This window comes from Herbaspirillum sp. 1130 (assembly GCF_017833835.1).
In the GTDB taxonomy this organism is placed as follows: domain Bacteria; phylum Pseudomonadota; class Gammaproteobacteria; order Burkholderiales; family Burkholderiaceae_D; genus Herbaspirillum; species Herbaspirillum huttiense.
On sequence record NZ_JAFICQ010000005.1, the window covers coordinates 430,399 to 445,762 of the forward strand.

Consider the following 15,364-nt stretch of genomic DNA (forward strand, 5'->3'; position numbering starts at 1 on the left):
AGTAGTCAACATGCGCGTATTGCTGGTGGAAGACGATCCCATGGTGGGCGAGGCCGTGCGCAAGGGTTTGCGCCAGGATGGCTTCACCATCGACTGGGTGCAGGATGGCAAGTCGGCCGACGTGGCCCTGCGCACCGAGGACTACGCCATGCTGCTGCTGGACCTGGGCCTGCCGCAGAAGGATGGCCTGGCCGTGCTGCGCACCCTGCGTGAACGCGGCAGCGCCATTCCCGTGCTCATCACCACTGCACGCGATGCCGTGGCCGATCGCGTGGCCGGGCTCGATGCCGGTGCCGACGATTACCTCATCAAGCCCTTCGACCTGGAAGAACTGTCGGCCCGCATGCGCGCCCTCTCGCGCCGCCAGGCCGGACGCGCCGAAAGCCTGGTGCAGGTGCGCGAAGTGGTCTTGAATCCGGCCACGCATGAAGTGACCGTGGGCGGCAAGCCGGTCAATTTGTCGGCGCGCGAATTCGCGCTGCTGCACGCCTTCATGGATCGCCCGGGCGTGGTGCTCTCGCGCGCCCAGCTGGAAGAAAAACTCTACGGCTGGGATGACAGCATCGAGAGCAATGCCGTCGAAGTGCACATCCACGCGCTGCGCAAGAAGGTCGGCAGCGACTTCATCAAGAACGTGCGCGGCGTGGGTTACCTGGTACCGGCATGAAATCGATCCGCAACAAGCTGCTGCTGTGGCTGGGACTGGGGCTGTTCTCCATCATCGTGCTGGCCGGCGCGGCGCTGTACTTCCAGGCGCGTGGCGAGGCCAACCAGATCTTCGATTACCAGATGCGCCAGATCGCCGCTTCGCTGCCGCGCCAGGCCTTCTCGCCGATCTCGCCGGGGCAGCAGTTCCCCGAGCTGGAGGACGAGATCATGATGCAGATCTGGGACAGCCGTGGCTCGGTCATCTATCACTCCCATGCACGCGGGGCCATGCCGCGCCAGGCTGAACTGGGCTTTGCCAATGTGCGCGGACCCAATGGCATGTGGCGCGTCTACAGCGCCCAGATCGGCAGTACCGTGGTGCAGGTGGCGCAGCCCCAGAGCGCGCGCGACGAGATCGCCGCGCAGATGGCGGTCAAGACGGTGGTGCCCTTGCTGTTGCTGTTCCCGCTGATCGGTGTGCTGTCGTGGGTGGCGGTCAGCCGGGGGCTGGCCCCGGTGCGCAAGGCCGCCGCCGAAGTGGCGGCACGCGACATGAACTCGTTGCAGCCGCTGTCGGATGTGGGCATGCCGCAGGAAATCCAGCCGCTCACGCATGCCTTGAATGACCTGCTGGCACGGCTCAAACACGCCACGGAAACGCAGCGTGCCTTCGTCGCCGATGCGGCGCATGAACTGCGCACACCGCTGACGGCCTTGCGCCTGCAGGCTCAACTGGCTGAGCGCGCCACCGACGAACAGGAGCGGCGCGCCGCCTTTGCCGATCTCAAGAACGGGCTGGAGCGCGCCACCCATCTGGTGCACCAGCTGCTCACGCTGGCGCGCCAGGAGCCCGATGCGATGGGCTTTGCGGAGGTCGACCTGCGTGCGCTGCTGGGCAGTGTCGTGGGCGACTTGTCCTCGGTGGCCGATCATGGCGGCATCGATCTCGGGCTGTCGGACCAGGGCGATGATGGCCGTCCGGTGCGCGTGCAGGGCAATGCCGATGCCTTGCGCATCCTCTTCAACAATCTGGTGGACAACGCCCTGCGCTATACCCCGGCGGGCGGCGTGGTCGATGTTGGCTTCGAATTTCCCGCTGCGGGAAGGTGTGCGGTGGTGATCCAGGACAGTGGCCCCGGCATCGCCGAGAGCGAATTGCCGCGCGTCTTCGATCGCTTCTACCGGGCCCAGCGTGCGCAGGAACAGGGCTCTTCACGCGGTGCCTTCGGCAGCGGCCTGGGACTGGCCATCGTGCGCCAGATCGCCGACCTGCACCGGGTGCCGGTGGAGTTGCGCAATACCGGGCGCGGCTTGCAGGCGCGCGTGGTCTTCACGCTGTTGCCGGCCTGAATCGCTTGCCGGATGGCGTTTTCGGAGCATTAAGCGCAGATTAATGCTCAATTTTTCAGCCTTAAGTTTGTCTTAATTTTCACTGCTTAATCTTCACTCCAACGGTTGAGGCCCAACAGCCCCGACCCTCGATATCCCGTTCGATCAAGGAGAAGAAGATGAGCCGTCGCATCGTTTTTGTTCGTAACACGTTGGCTGTGATGATTGCCGCGGTGGTTGGCGGCAGCTACGTCTATTTTCGTGGTGCCGACCTGCCGTCGGCGCACGCGGCCGCGCTCAACGCCCCGCTGGTGGCGTCCAATACCGCGCCCGCTGCCCCGGCCGGACCGGTGGTCGCGGCGGCGACCGATTTCTCGGGCATCGTCCAGCGTTACGGCCCGGCGGTGGTCAACATCAGCGTCACCGGCAAGGCCCGCAAGGTCGCCGATGACGACGACAATGGCCTCGATCCCAACGATCCCTTCTCCGAATTCTTCAAGCGCTTCGGTCCGCAACTGCAGATGCCGCAGCAGCCGCGCATCATGCACGGCCTCGGCTCCGGTTTCATCATCTCGCCCGATGGCCTGATCCTGACCAATGCCCACGTGGTCGATGGCGCCCAGGAAGTGGTGGTCAAGCTGACCGACCGCCGCGAGTTCAAGGCCAAGGTGCTGGGCATCGACAAGCAGAGTGACATCGCCGTCATCCGCATCGATGCCAAGAACCTGCCCACGGTGCAGATCGGCGATCCTTCCCGCGTGAAGGTCGGCCAGCCGGTGCTGGCCATCGGCTCGCCCTACGGCTTCGACAACACGGCGACCGCCGGCATCATCAGCGCCAAGTCGCGCAGCCTGCCGGATGACAACTACGTGCCCTTCATCCAGACCGACGTGGCCGTCAATCCGGGTAATTCCGGTGGCCCGCTGTTCGACCTGAATGGCCAGGTGATCGGCATCAACTCGCAGATCTACAGCCAGACCGGCGGCTTCCAGGGCCTGTCGTTCTCCATCCCCATCGATGTGGCGATGAAGGTCGAGCAGCAACTGGTCACGCACGGCAAGGTGACGCGTGGCCGCCTGGGCGTCTCGGTGCAGGACCTGAACCAGGCCTTGTCCGAATCCTTTGGCTTGAAGAAGGCTGAGGGCGCGCTGGTCAGTTCGGTGGAAAAGGGCAGCCCGGCGGACAAGGCCGGCTTGCAGGCGGGTGACGTGATCCTGAGCTTCGATGGCCACGCCATCGATCATTCGGTCGACTTGCCTACGCTGGTGGCCGATACCGCGCCGGGGTCCAGCAAGCCCATCCAGGTCATGCGCGGTGGCAAGGTCGTGACCATGAACGTGACCGTGGGCGAGATGAAGCAGGCCAAGAATGAGGCCAAGCCCGGCAAGTCCGATGATCAGGGACGTCTGGGGCTGGCGGTGCGTCCGCTGGACAAGGATGAGCAGGCCCAGATCGGTGGCCAGAAAGGCTTGCTGGTGGAAGACGCCAGCGGTCCGGCCGCAGTGGCGGGCATCCAGAGCGGCGACGTGATCCTGGCGCTCAACGGCACGCCCGTTTCCAGTGTGGCGCAACTGCGCAAGCTGGCCAGCGAGGCAGGCAAGAACGTCGCACTGCTGGTGGAACGCGGTGACGAAAAGATCTTCGTGCCGCTGGCCTTGAATTGAACTAAATCGTTTAAATGATTTGGATGATTTAAATGATTTGCGGTACTGACGTCTTCAAGTCTTGAGGTTTTGCAGTGAGTAGTACCGGTGAGTAGCAAGCAGTGAGTAGTAAGTGGTAAGCAGTGAGTAGTAAGCAGTGAGGGATTTGGCCGGATGTGCGCAAGCGTGTCCGGCCGTTTTTTTATTCTTCCGCTGACGGTTTGGCGGGCGCAGGTTTCTCGCGCCACTGGTCATGCGAGTGATCGCGCTGCATGGCTTCGCGGTCGCCGGCGAACATGGCCTGCAATTCTTCACGGGCCTGCACTGCCATGGACACCATCTGTGCCTGGTCCTTGTAGTGCGGGTAGAGCGCTGCCAGGGTTTTGAGATTGTGAGAGCGGAATTTCATCGCGGCTTCACGCGCGCGATAGGCGCCGAAGTCCAGCTGCTGCAGCACCTGGCGGCCCATGTGCAGGGCGCTTTCGAAGGTCTCGCGCTCCAGCACCGTGACGCCACGATCCATCAGGTCGTAGTAGTGCGTGACGTTGCGCGCCCGGGCGGCGATCTGCAGGTGCGGGAATTCCTCACGCACTTTTTCCACCATGTCCAGCGCGGCTTGCGCATCGTCGATGGCGATCACCAGGACCTTGGCCTTGTCGGCACCGGCAGTACGCAGCAGGTCGATGCGGGTGGCGTCGCCATAAAACACCTTGAAGCCGAACTTGCGCAGGAAATCGATCTGGTCCGGATCGTGATCCAGCACCGTGGCGCCGATGTCATTGGCCGCCAGCAGACGGCCCACGATCTGGCCGAAGCGGCCGAAGCCGGCGATGATGACCTGGTTGTCCTGGGGGCCGATCTTGTCTTCCGGGCGGCGCTTGCCGCCTTCCAGCCAGCGCACCAGCAGGCGGTCATGTACCAGCAAGAGCAGGGGCGTGATCAGCATCGACAGCGCCACCACGACGACCAGCATGGACGAGATCTCGGGCGTCAACACCTTGGCGGTGACGGCGGCACCGAAGACGATGAAGGCGAATTCCCCGCCCTGCGAGAGCAGGAAGGCGAAGAACAATTGCTGCCCGCGCGGAATGCCGAAGCAGCGGCCGAGGAACCACATCACGCCGGTCTTGATGGTCAGGAAGCCCGCCACCATGCCGAGGATGCGCCACGGCTGGGCGAGGAATACGCCGAAGTCCACCGACATGCCCACGGCAATGAAGAACAGGCCCAGCAGCAAGCCCTTGAAGGGCTCCAGGTCGCTTTCCAGCGCATGGCGGTATTCGGAATCGGCCAGCAGCACGCCGGCCAGGAAGGTGCCCAGCGCCATCGACATGCCCACCGATTGCATCAGCAGGCAGGTCGAGATGACCAGCAGCAGGGCGAAGGCGGTGAAGATCTCGCGCATGTCGGTCTTGGCGATGATGCGCAGGATGGGGCGGATCAGCACCCGTCCGCCGAAGATCAGCAGGGCGATTACCAGCGCCACTTGTCCCGCATGCAGCCATCCCTGTCCGCTGCCCTGGCTGGCCGCCACCCCCAGCAGGGGGACCGCGGCCATCATGGGGATGGCGGCGATGTCCTGGAACAGCAGGATGGAAAAGCCGGCCGCACCGGCCGGTGTGGCCGTGAGCTTGCGCTCGCCCAGCGTGGCCAGGGCGATGGCGGTGGAGGAGAGCGACATGCCCAGCGCACCGATGAGCCCGATGCGCCACGGCACGCCCGCTGCCAGCGCTGCAGCGAAGAGCGCCAGTGACACCGCCGCCACCTGCACGCTGCCCCAGCCGAAGATGGAACGGCGCAGCGCCCACAGTCGCTTGGGATCGAGTTCGAGACCGATCAGGAACAGCAGCAGCACCACGCCGAATTCGGAGAATTCGAGGATGTGCTTGACCTCGGTGATGAGGCCGAGTCCCCACGGGCCGATGACGATGCCGGCCAGCAGGTAGCCCAGCACGGCACCCAGCCCCAGGCGCTTGGCGATGGGCACGGCGGCCACTGCCGCCAGCAGGTAGACGAGGGCGATCAGCAGTTGTTCATCCATGGCGGGGTCCGGTCAGTTGGTCAGTTGAAAGGGGAGGGCGCAGTGATGCGCGAGGATTGGTGAGAAATTCGATGCGTGGCTCATGCCTGCAAGCCTTCCAGGTAGCGTTCCACATGGCGCTGAAACTCGACCGGCGGTACGTGGTGCGCGCCATGCAGGATCAGCGGTTCCACCCACTGCATGCCGCACAGGCGCGCGGTCTGTTGATACGGCGGCAGGAAATCGGCAAAGGGATGGCCGTGGCGGCCGCTGCTCTGGTAGGACGCCGTCTCCCCGCCGGTCGAGGCCACCAGCCAGAAACGCTTGCCTTCCAGCGCATGGCCATCGTGGCCGAAGGCCCAGCCGCGCGTCAGCACGCGGTCCAGCCATTCCTTCTGCAGGGCCGGCATGCTGTACCAGTGGATGGGATGCTGCATCACGACCAGCTCGGCCTGGCTCAGCAGTTGCTGTTCGTGTTCGACGTCGATGTGGAAGTCGGGATAGTGCTCGTAGAGATCATGCACGGTCACGTCGGGCAGGCGGGCGGCGGCTTCCAGCATCAGGCGATTGGTGCGCGAGAGCTCGGCAGCGGGATGGGCGTACAGGATCAGGACCTTGGACATGTGTCGGCGCGGGCAATGTGGGTGGTGGGCAGGGGGGACGATGGCCTCCGGTGCAAATGGCCGGAACATGCATGGCCTTGGCGCTGTCTGCCCTTGCAAGGGAGAGGAGTGTGCCATGAAAGGGCGCTGGCCGGCTTGGATGAAACTGCTTGCAGGCGGCGCCGTCCGCAGGTGTCCAAAGCCGGGCAATGCGAATATACTCAGCCACTCCCCGGGCCCGTCGCGCCATTGACGGCTTGCATGCCGCCGCTGGTACTCGCCGCAGTTCATTTCATCTGATTACTTATTGCAGCCATGTCCGACATCCAAGATTCCGAAGCCAATCTGCCGCCAGACCGCTCCCCGGGCGCGGTCCCGGCCAAGCCAGTGTCTGCCGACGCGTCCGGTACGCCGGCCGCATCACAGAATCCTGCCCAGCCCGCCGCTGCACCTGCTACCACCGTGGTAGCAGCACCGGCCGCCTCGCCGGCAGTGCCGGCCGTTGAAGCCGTAACGCCGCCGGCCCAGCCGGGCGCGCAGCCCGCCACTGAGGCCGCCCACGGCCAGACGGCGGACCAGGCGCAGCAGCGCATCTATACCTCGCTGCCGCCGCCTCCGCATCACGCGGGCGATGCACCCTGGGCGCAGACCTGGCGCTTCCTGACGGCGCGCCTGCGCCAGCTGTCGGACAAGGCCGGGCGTCGCGTCATGCAGCGTACGCTCAAGATCGGCGTGTCGGCCCGCATCTTCCATCCCGAGAGCGGTGCCAAGGGCTTGCGCAGCAAGACCCTGCAATATCTGGAAGAGTCGATCGCGCAATGGGTGATGTCGCGTGACGTGCTGGTCTTCATGATCCCCACCGTCAATACCAATGGCCTGGTCCACCCGAGCAATATTCGCCTGCGCGACTATGCCAAGCATCTGGATGGCCTGGTGCTGCAGGGCGGGGCCGATGTCTCGCCGCAGAGCTACGCGCAAGCAGCCACCCGGCCCGAATGGAGCGGCGACCGCGTGCGCGACATGTACGAGCTGGAACTGCTGCATGAATTCATCGAGGCCGGCAAGCCCGTGCTGGGCATCTGCCGTGGCTGCCAGCTGATCAACGTGGCTTTCGGCGGCACGCTCTACCAGGACATTGCTACCGATGTGCCGACCGCCATCCCGCACGTCAACGAGCAGTACGACAGCAATTATCACGCGCTGCATTTCCCGCAGGGATCGTCGCTGGCCGGCATGGTCAAGACCGAGAACGCCATCGTCAACTCCATCCACCACCAGGCCGTGCACAACCTCGGGCGCGACCTGTCGGTGGAGGCGGTCTCGGGGCCGGACCAGATCGTGGAAGCCATCCGCTACCGCAAGGCACCGTTCGTGATGGGCTTGCAGTGGCACCCGGAATTCCACCGCGCGGGCGGTCCGGAACTGCTGGACTGCACGCCGATCCTGGACAGTTTCCTGCGGGCAGCGCGCGAAACACGTTTCTGATCCGGCGCGATTGGCCGGAACCTAAGCCCGCCAGCGTCATCGAACCCTCTTTGCGCTGGCGCAAGCCAATTGCATCGCCTCTGCAGCATGGCTGCAATGCGCTACCCGCCTCGTTGCGGACTCTGTAGAATCAAACGGTCGTCGCAATGCAGCACCTCTTCAGGTGCGGCGTTCAGGGTGCGGCGACTTGCTAGTCTTTTCCATCACCGGCAAAAAAGGAGAATTTACATGCCTCAATCCCCCGCACTGAAGACCGTTCGCAATGACATGAAGACGCTGGTCAAGGACGCCCAGGCATTGTTCGCCGAGGCCGCCGCCGCCACCGGCGAGAAGGCCGACGAGCTGCGCGCGCGTGGCCTGACCCTGCTGGAAGCCGCTGCCGAAGCCGCCCAGACCGCTCAAGCCGCCGCCATCGAGAAGGGCAAGGAAGTCGCCGCCAAGACCGACGACTACGTCCACGAGAATCCGTGGCGTGCCGTGGCCATCTCGGCAGGCCTGGGCCTGCTGGTCGGCCTGGTCATCGGCCGCAGCAAGTAAGCGCCGCCCCGATGGCGACGCCCCACAAGGAAGGCCCGGCCGCACCTGCCGCGCATGCCGCCAACCCCGGCTTGACGGCGGGCCTGCTGGGCCTGGCCAAGAACCTGCTGGGCCTCATCATCAGCCGCATCGAACTGGCTTCGCTGGAGATGTCGGAGATCGGGGCCAATCTGGTCCGTTTCGCCGTCATCTTCGTGCTGGCCGCGGTCGCGTTGTGGTTCGCCATCGCCTTCTGGTCGGTGCTGGTGGTCATGCTGGCCTGGGATACCTGGGGCTGGAAGATCCTGGCCCTGCTGGGTTTCGTGTTCAGCGTGGCAACCGTGGGTCTGGTGTATTACGCCAGGTCGGTGCTGATGCAGGGCAAGCTGTCGCTGCCGCAGACCATGTCCGAGCTGCGCAAGGACCGCGATGCGCTGTTGTGATGAGACTGTCTGCACGTGAAGTCTGCGGCAATTTTCCTAGTTCAATGAGGACTGCATGAGCGATCAGGACCAGGGCATGACCCATGAGGAACGCAAGCGCAAGGTGCTGGCGCAAGGCGCGCTGTACCGGCTGGGCGTGATGGAAGCGCGTGAAGTCGTGCGCGAGAATCTCAGCGCCGAGTCGCTGGCCAAGGGTGCCTTGAGCCGCGTGGGCCATTTTGCCGCCTCGCTGTTCGGCGGCGGCAGGACGGTGCAATCGATCAAATCCCTGAAGTCGCTCAGCGGCGGACTGGGCAACCTGAATCTGCAGACGGTGACGCCGCTGCTGATGACCGGTGCCTCGCTGCTGTCACGCCGCTGGCTGCGCAAGCCGCTGATGATGGGCGGCGTGATTGCAGCCGTGGGCGGGCTGGCGTATTACTTCAGCCAGCGCGGCGGCAGCCGGGACCCATCGGATACGTCCGATACGGCTGCATTGCAAGGGCCACCGGAGCCGGATTGAAGGCTTCGGGGTGATCCATGATGTTCCTGCAAAGGCATCCGGTTTTCCGGGTGCCTTTGTCATTCATGGATAGCGTTTTGGCAAGCGCGGCAGGAACATATCCGCCCCGATGCGCTCTGAAGGACACCGGCCCATGGCCTGGACAACAAGACTGACAAGGCAAGAAAGGACATGACATGAAGAAAATTTCAATCGCAGCGATCGCCGGCGTGCTGGCGCTCTCCGGCTGTGCCGACATGAGCCCGACCCAGCGTGGCACGGCCACCGGTGCGGGTATCGGTGCCGGCCTGGGCGGCATCATCGGTGCAGCTACCGGCGGTGGCGGTGGCGGACGTGCGCTGGGTGGTGCGGCCATCGGCGGCGCCATTGGTGCGGTGGCCGGCAACATCTGGTCCAACCGCATGGAAAACCAGAAACGCGCCATGGAACAGGCTACCCAGGGCACCGGCGTGCAGGTCACGCAGACTGCCGACAACCGCCTGAAACTGGAAATCCCCAGCGACATCTCCTTCGATACCGGCCGTGCCGACATCAAGCCGGAGATGCGCCCGGTGCTGGATCGTTTCGCCGCCACCCTGGTGGAGAACCCGGCCACCACCGTGACCATCGTCGGCCACACCGACAACACTGGCAGCGATGCCATCAACGACCCGCTGTCGCAGCAGCGCGCGGCGCGCACCCGCGATTACCTGACGACGCGCGGCGTGGCCGCCAACCGCTTCAACATCTCCGGCCGTGGTTCGCATGAGCCGCTGGTCCCCAACACCAGCGATGCCAACCGCGCCAAGAACCGCCGCGTGGAAATCTTCGTGGCCGAGCAGCAGGCTGCAGCACCGGCACAGCAGCAGGCACCGGCGGGTTATGCACCGGGCAACTACCCGCCGCCGCCTCCACCCCAGCGGTATTGAGGCGATATGAAGCTTTCTCCGATGCGCCCGGCATGAGGGCGCATCCGGAGGGGCTGGAATAGGGCGCAGGGGCTTTTGGCTCCGCTTGTACGTGAATGAAATTGAAAAATCCCCGAATTTCGCTTCGGGGATTTTTTTTAGGCGAGGCCAGCGAGCGGGTCGCTGGCCACTGCGAGGATTACTTGGCGGGTGCGTCGGCAGCCGGTGCGGCACCTTCGGCGGCGGCCGGGGCCTTCACTTCGGGTTCCTTGAACTTGGCGCCGGACTGGTTGGCCATGTAGACCACGGTGCGCTGGATTTCGACGTCATCCAGATCAGGGTTGCCGCCCTTGGCGGGCATGGCGCGCAGGCCATTGATGGCGTGCGAGACCAGGGTGTCATAGCCTGCGGCGATGCGGGCCTGCCAGGAGGCGGCGTCACCGACCTTGGGAGCACCGGCCACGCCGGCGCTGTGGCAGGCGGCGCAGGTGGTCTTGTAGACTTCTTCACCGGAGAGCAGTTGCTTGGGGCCGTTGGCATCACGGAAGGTGAAGCCATCGTCGGAGACGGGTTTGATGCGTGCCGCGATCATCTCGGGCGTCTGGCTGTCGGAGCCGGCACCGGTTTTCTGGCCATTGGTGACGTACTGCACGAGCAGCACGATGCACACGATGGGGACCAAAAAACCTGCGACGACGGCTGCGATCAATTGCTTGGGAGTCTTGATTGCCGACTCGTGTTCCTGCTGAGCTGAGCTCATGGGCGTCCCTCCGTAATGTTTCCTCGAAATTGGGGCGGAAAACGTCGGTTCCCTTTGTATTGCCTTATCGCCTGGCATTGCGTGGAACTGGGATCAGGCAGGGCTTTCATTGCGCTCTCTCGCCGAACTCTTGATTATAGTCACAATGCTTTCCGTTTGACACGGAAAAACCGCCAGCGCCATGGACGTCCAGCCGGAAAGACGGTATCCTTCAGGCCTTTCCGGGGTTCGCCCCGATTCAGCGCGGCTGTAGCTCAGTGGATAGAGTATTGGCCTCCGAAGCCAAGGGTCGTGGGTTCGATCCCCGCCAGCCGCGCCACTTCTTTTCCGCCTTCCTCACGCCAGCAGTCAATCTTCTGCGACCCGATTTCCAACGCAAATTGCAATAGTTGCAACGAATTCCGTTGGGAAACATCATGCGCGTTTTATGCTTTTGCTGCTTTGCGCAATATCAAATATGCCGGACCTGTGCTGCTGCGAGAGCAGCGCAGCTTCATATGCAAGCTGCTGGTGCTGCATGAGCGCGTCTGATATCGTTCCAGCTGCCCGTCAAAACCGATCAATTTCATTACAGGCTTGCGATCCGACCCATGCTGACTCTCCTCATTCCGACCAAGAACCACGGTATCTATCTGGAAAGCCTGCTTTCCAGCGTCATTTTCGCGCCCGGATCGCCAGTGACCAAGCTGATCGTCTACAACGATGGTTCGACCGACAATACGGCAGAAATCCTTGCCAGATATTCGGGCGACGCGCGGGTGCGGGTCTTGGGGGGGGACGGTCCGAGCGTGGGTGTGCTCGGGGGGTATCAGAAGATGTGCCCGCTGATCGACACGCCCTACATGACCATGCTGGCCTCCGACGATCTGTTTTATCCCGAAAAGCTCGCCCTGCTGTTCCAGGAAATGTTGCGCACGAACGCAAAAATGGCCTTCGGAAAATACCAGATTCTGGAAAACGGCCAGTTGTCCAACCTCAGCCATCCTGGCTGGCAGGCCCGACGATACAAGCCCAATTGCGATTTCGAGGCATTGATCGGTTTTGATCACTATGTCTTCTGCGGCATCTACAAAACCGATGCCTTGCCGCGCCACGGCAGCAACGGGTTCATGTTCGACCTGACGCTCAGCAAGCTGGTGGCCGCCGACGGCTTGGGGGAATTCCGGGGACAGGACTGGGCACTGGCGCTTGACATGGCGGTGGCCCATCCCGGCGAGATCTGCTTCGTGGACGATTACATTGCCGTGTTCCGCAAGGTCGCCAACCAGCTCTCCAGCGATACCGTCTACGTCCACACGGGCAGATCGGCATTTGAAATGGCGCTGCTGATCGTCAAATTCCTCAGCGACTACTCCTTGCGCGCCAAGCTCAAGAGCGAGCCCTACTTCCATCAGTCCGTCAAGAACCTGTTTTATGCCAAGTTTGGCGGTATCACGGAGGCGGCCAAGCAGACCTCCAATTTCCAGCAGATCTACAAGCCGATGATTCTCGCGGCAGACACCATTCTGAACAATATGTAAGTGCCGCCGCAATGGTGCCTGGCCGCGCATCGCGCGCGGCCAGTACAGGCTTACATCTTCTGGAACACCCCGTGATGATTGGGCATGCCCCAGGTGGCGATGAATACGCTGTCTTCACGGCAGAAAGTGGTCAGCTCGTCGATCTTGCCCTGTCCCATCAGCGTCATGGCCGTCTTGATCATCGTGAGGATGGTCCGGGCCTTGGCCGCATCTTCTGGCGACGCGATGATGTTGCCCGCGGCAAGGAAGGCAATCAATTCATCCAGAATGGCGACGGCGCGCAGGCAGTTGGTTTCCGAGGCATTGTCGATGAGGCCATCCACGATCCCGACCAGTTCGGCCAACTGATTGGAGATGGTCGGTGAGGGCGCCGGCAACAGGCATTGCGTACTGAGGACGTGGCTCAGCCGGCTCTGCTCGATATAGGCAATGGCCGCCTCGTTGTCGTCGCCCGCGCGATACTCGCCCTTGATCCAGTTCATTGCCAGCACATCCTTGTAGTTCGGCCAGGCCGAATACAGGCGGAAATGACCGGCGTGCATCTCACGCAGCAATTGCGCCGGATCGATGAAATATTTCATGCGCACGAAGGGATTCTGGATCACGTCCATGAACCAGGACTCGATCTTGCGCGTATGCGCAATGCTGTTCCACTTCGGCAGGAACAGATGCCGGGCAGTCTCGATGCCGCCCTCACCCTGGCCGTGGCGCAGGGCAGTCTGGTAGATCGCCTTCAACAGCAATTCCATGAAGCTGCCGTACTTCTCGACATAGGTCACCAAGGCGATGCCATCCGGCTTCAGGCATTCATGCAGCTTGCTGACCCAGGCGCTGGTCGGCTGCACGGTATAGATGAAGCCTTCTGCATCCACGAAGTCGTATTGGCGGGCCGGCTCGAAATCAAGAACTGACTTGGTGACGATCTCGGTCAGATTCGATTCCAGGGAAAATCGGGAAAAATACTGGCGGATATAGGGGTGCGCCTCCGCATTGGGTTCCACCAGCGTCACGCGCGCGCCCCATTGGGCGAAGACGATGGAGTTCTCGCCGGTATCCGGCCCGAACTCAAGCACTTCCTTGCCCTGAAACAGGGCCAGGGGCAGCGAGAGACGGAAGAACACGTTCTTGCGCAACTGTGCATAGCGGGAAAGCTCGGCATCGCTGCTGAAATCGGCATAGGTCGGCTGTACGTCCTGCTTGGCGTAGTACTCGTACATTTTCTCAGTCATGGTGTATTTCCTCGGAAAGTTCGGATCGGGTGCTCTCGGCCGCCAGACCCTTCGGCCTGATGCTCGGACCTTGCGGCACGAGCTACCCTTGATTGCTCAGTCTGCCCGGTATTGCCCTGCATGCTGCTCGTGCAGCAGCTGCGCAGGGGTCTCGCGGGCATCACTCTGTCTCTTCTGTGCACCGGCGCAGGCCGGCACGCATGCCGGCTCCTGCAGTCAGGCGCGCGTTAATGCTGGTCGGCCAGCTCCTGCATCAGATCACTGGCGGACAAGGGGATGTTGCCCACGCGGCTGACCTGGCAGGCGGCCGCAATCGATCCCAGATACATGCTTTGCCAGATGTCTACCCCGACCGTCATGGCCATGGAGGTGCAGGTGAGGAAGCTGTCGCCGGCACCTGCCGTATCCTTGGGCGAACTGTTGAAGGCAGGCAGGCGGTCGGTAAGCCAATCCAGCTCACCCTCGGACTGCGCATGAGCCAGGATGCCTTCGGCCCCCAGGGTCAGGATGATGTTCTCCGACTGCGAGCGCTGGCGCAGCTTTTCGGCCAGCACCACCAGACCCGAGCTGTAGTCCCGCACGGCCAGGCGTGCTTCGCGTTCGGTCGGCGTGAGCAGCATGGCCCCGCGGAAGCGCGATACATCGCCCATCTGCGAGGAGGACTGGCTGTCAGCGACGAAGGGGATGCCGCGCTCGACGCAGGCTTCCACCAGTTGATCGACCACGGCCTGCGGCAGGCAGCCGTAGTTGAAGTCGGAGAAGATCACCAGATCGCAGTTGTCCAGCGTGGCGATGACGGCCTCGGCGTAGCGCTGGGCCAGCCGGGGTTCGATGTCGTGCTGGCGCAGATGGCTCACGCGCAGCAAGGTCTTGCCAGCGGCGCGGAAGCGCTGCTTGAGCGTGGTCGGGCGGCTGTCGTCTTCGAAGAGCGTGGCCGTGACATGGTATTCGCTCAGCTTCTCACGGGCGAAGTCGGCAGCGGCATCCTTGCCTGCGACCGAGAAGTAATTGACCTGCGCGCCGAGCTTGCAGGCATGCGACGCCACGATGCCCGCCCCGCCGATGAAGCGCTCCTGCATGATGGGGGTGACCACCAGGGTCGGATCTTCCTGCGACATGCCCAGGGCTTCGCAGCTGACATATTCGTCGACGATCAGGTCGCCCAGTACAGCGACCCGCAATCCCTTGAATTTCTCCACCGTGCTGCGCAGGTCGTGCATCGTGAAGGCGTGACGCTCCGGGTAATCGTTGGGCAGCACGATGGACGACAGGTTGGGTTCGAGGATGTCGCGCTTGAGCAGGTCGATCGATGAGAAGCGCATCTCCCCCGAGCTGAACATGAGCTTGCCGCCATATTCATCCACGGCCGCCTGCTCGGGATTGAACTTGGACTCATGCTCGTCGCCCTTGACCACGATGCTGGGCTTGAGCGCGCGGATGATGTCCTCCGGTGCAGAAGTCATCACGAAGGCATGGTCCACGAAACTGATGGCAGTAATGCCGTCGAAGCGCAACTGGGCCGGCAGCAGCGCACCGGGGACATGGTCGCCTGCCACGCCGACGACCAGGAAGTCGCCGCATTCCGAGGCGAACTTGAGCAAGCGCAGGTGGCCCGGGTGTACCGTGTTGAAGTTGCCGGCGACGAAGACGATGCGTGCGCCTTCGCCCGCCAGGCTCTTGGCTTTGTTGATTTCTGCGATGTCAGTTGTAGACGAACTATCCAATTGATCCTCCGATACCTTGCCTGATCCGGTCCGTGCCGGTCGCTTTTTTCTGCCGC

Annotated in this window: 15 protein-coding genes and 1 tRNA gene; 11 read left to right on the forward strand and 5 right to left on the reverse strand. The window is 63.1% G+C overall.

Annotated elements, in window-relative coordinates:
- The first annotated feature begins 10 nt into the window (after positions 1-10).
- The 3 genes from JOD78_RS23410 to JOD78_RS23420 all read left to right on the forward strand — a co-directional run bounded on the left by JOD78_RS23410 (position 11) and on the right by JOD78_RS23420 (position 3,641).
- Positions 11-667 carry a response regulator gene (locus JOD78_RS23410; RefSeq protein WP_034332266.1) on the forward strand — a complete coding sequence of 219 codons (657 nt, stop codon included), beginning with the start codon at positions 11-13 and terminating at the stop codon, positions 665-667.
- Positions 664-1,998: an ATP-binding protein gene (locus JOD78_RS23415; protein WP_121040811.1), complete on the forward strand. Its 1,335-nt coding sequence runs from the start codon at positions 664-666 to the stop codon at positions 1,996-1,998. The genes JOD78_RS23410 and JOD78_RS23415 overlap by 4 nt, the downstream gene beginning before the upstream one ends.
- Before the next feature lie 158 nt (positions 1,999-2,156).
- On the forward strand, positions 2,157-3,641 hold the full coding sequence (locus tag JOD78_RS23420; RefSeq protein ID WP_121040809.1) for a DegQ family serine endoprotease: 1,485 nt from the start codon (positions 2,157-2,159) through the stop codon (positions 3,639-3,641).
- A gap of 181 nt (positions 3,642-3,822) precedes the next feature.
- On the opposite strand, the gene kefC is transcribed toward JOD78_RS23420, so the two are convergent.
- Both kefC and JOD78_RS23430 read right to left on the reverse strand, forming a co-directional pair.
- On the reverse strand, positions 3,823-5,661 hold the full coding sequence (gene kefC, locus JOD78_RS23425; protein ID WP_134137073.1) for a glutathione-regulated potassium-efflux system protein KefC: 1,839 nt from the start codon (positions 5,659-5,661) through the stop codon (positions 3,823-3,825).
- Positions 5,662-5,741: 80 nt separating this feature from the next.
- A complete protein-coding gene (locus JOD78_RS23430) occupies positions 5,742-6,263 on the reverse strand; it encodes an NAD(P)H-dependent oxidoreductase (RefSeq protein ID WP_209570038.1) in 522 nt (173 codons plus the stop codon).
- A gap of 294 nt (positions 6,264-6,557) precedes the next feature.
- Between JOD78_RS23430 and JOD78_RS23435 the strand changes: the two genes are divergently transcribed.
- The 5 genes from JOD78_RS23435 (at position 6,558) to JOD78_RS23455 (ending at position 10,096) form a co-directional block, all read left to right on the forward strand.
- A complete protein-coding gene (locus JOD78_RS23435) occupies positions 6,558-7,727 on the forward strand; it encodes a type 1 glutamine amidotransferase (protein ID WP_039783471.1) in 1,170 nt (389 codons plus the stop codon).
- Between the two features lie 228 nt (positions 7,728-7,955).
- Complete coding sequence (locus tag JOD78_RS23440) at positions 7,956-8,264, forward strand: DUF883 family protein (protein ID WP_039783473.1); 309 nt, start codon at positions 7,956-7,958, stop codon at positions 8,262-8,264.
- A gap of 11 nt (positions 8,265-8,275) precedes the next feature.
- Positions 8,276-8,686: a phage holin family protein gene (locus JOD78_RS23445; RefSeq protein WP_039783474.1), complete on the forward strand. Its 411-nt coding sequence runs from the start codon at positions 8,276-8,278 to the stop codon at positions 8,684-8,686.
- A 55-nt stretch (positions 8,687-8,741) separates the two neighbouring features.
- The gene (locus JOD78_RS23450) at positions 8,742-9,188 is read left to right on the forward strand and encodes a hypothetical protein (protein ID WP_121040801.1); all 447 of its coding nucleotides are present in this window, start codon (positions 8,742-8,744) and stop codon (positions 9,186-9,188) included.
- Positions 9,189-9,364: 176 nt separating this feature from the next.
- Positions 9,365-10,096 (forward strand): OmpA family protein, encoded by a 732-nt coding sequence (locus JOD78_RS23455; protein ID WP_121040799.1) that lies wholly within the window; start codon positions 9,365-9,367, stop codon positions 10,094-10,096.
- A 178-nt stretch (positions 10,097-10,274) separates the two neighbouring features.
- Here JOD78_RS23455 and JOD78_RS23460 read toward each other — a convergent pair whose 3' ends face one another.
- Positions 10,275-10,835 (reverse strand): c-type cytochrome, encoded by a 561-nt coding sequence (locus tag JOD78_RS23460; protein WP_121040797.1) that lies wholly within the window; start codon positions 10,833-10,835, stop codon positions 10,275-10,277.
- 243 nt (positions 10,836-11,078) lie between these two features.
- On the opposite strand from JOD78_RS23460, the gene JOD78_RS23465 reads away from it, so the two are divergent.
- From JOD78_RS23465 to JOD78_RS23475, 3 genes are all read left to right on the forward strand, one after another.
- Positions 11,079-11,154 (forward strand) — tRNA-Arg (locus JOD78_RS23465).
- The gene (locus tag JOD78_RS23470) at positions 11,127-11,366 is read left to right on the forward strand and encodes a hypothetical protein (RefSeq protein WP_134137070.1); all 240 of its coding nucleotides are present in this window, start codon (positions 11,127-11,129) and stop codon (positions 11,364-11,366) included. The genes JOD78_RS23465 and JOD78_RS23470 overlap by 28 nt, the downstream gene beginning before the upstream one ends.
- A 59-nt stretch (positions 11,367-11,425) precedes the next feature.
- Complete coding sequence (locus JOD78_RS23475; RefSeq protein ID WP_209570041.1) at positions 11,426-12,355, forward strand: glycosyltransferase; 930 nt, start codon at positions 11,426-11,428, stop codon at positions 12,353-12,355.
- Between the two features lie 50 nt (positions 12,356-12,405).
- On the opposite strand, the gene JOD78_RS23480 is transcribed toward JOD78_RS23475, so the two are convergent.
- Complete coding sequence (locus JOD78_RS23480; protein ID WP_209570043.1) at positions 12,406-13,584, reverse strand: class I SAM-dependent methyltransferase; 1,179 nt, start codon at positions 13,582-13,584, stop codon at positions 12,406-12,408.
- Positions 13,585-13,811: 227 nt separating this feature from the next.
- A complete protein-coding gene (locus JOD78_RS23485) occupies positions 13,812-15,308 on the reverse strand; it encodes a PfkB family carbohydrate kinase (protein WP_209570044.1) in 1,497 nt (498 codons plus the stop codon).
- Positions 15,309-15,364 lie beyond the last annotated feature (56 nt).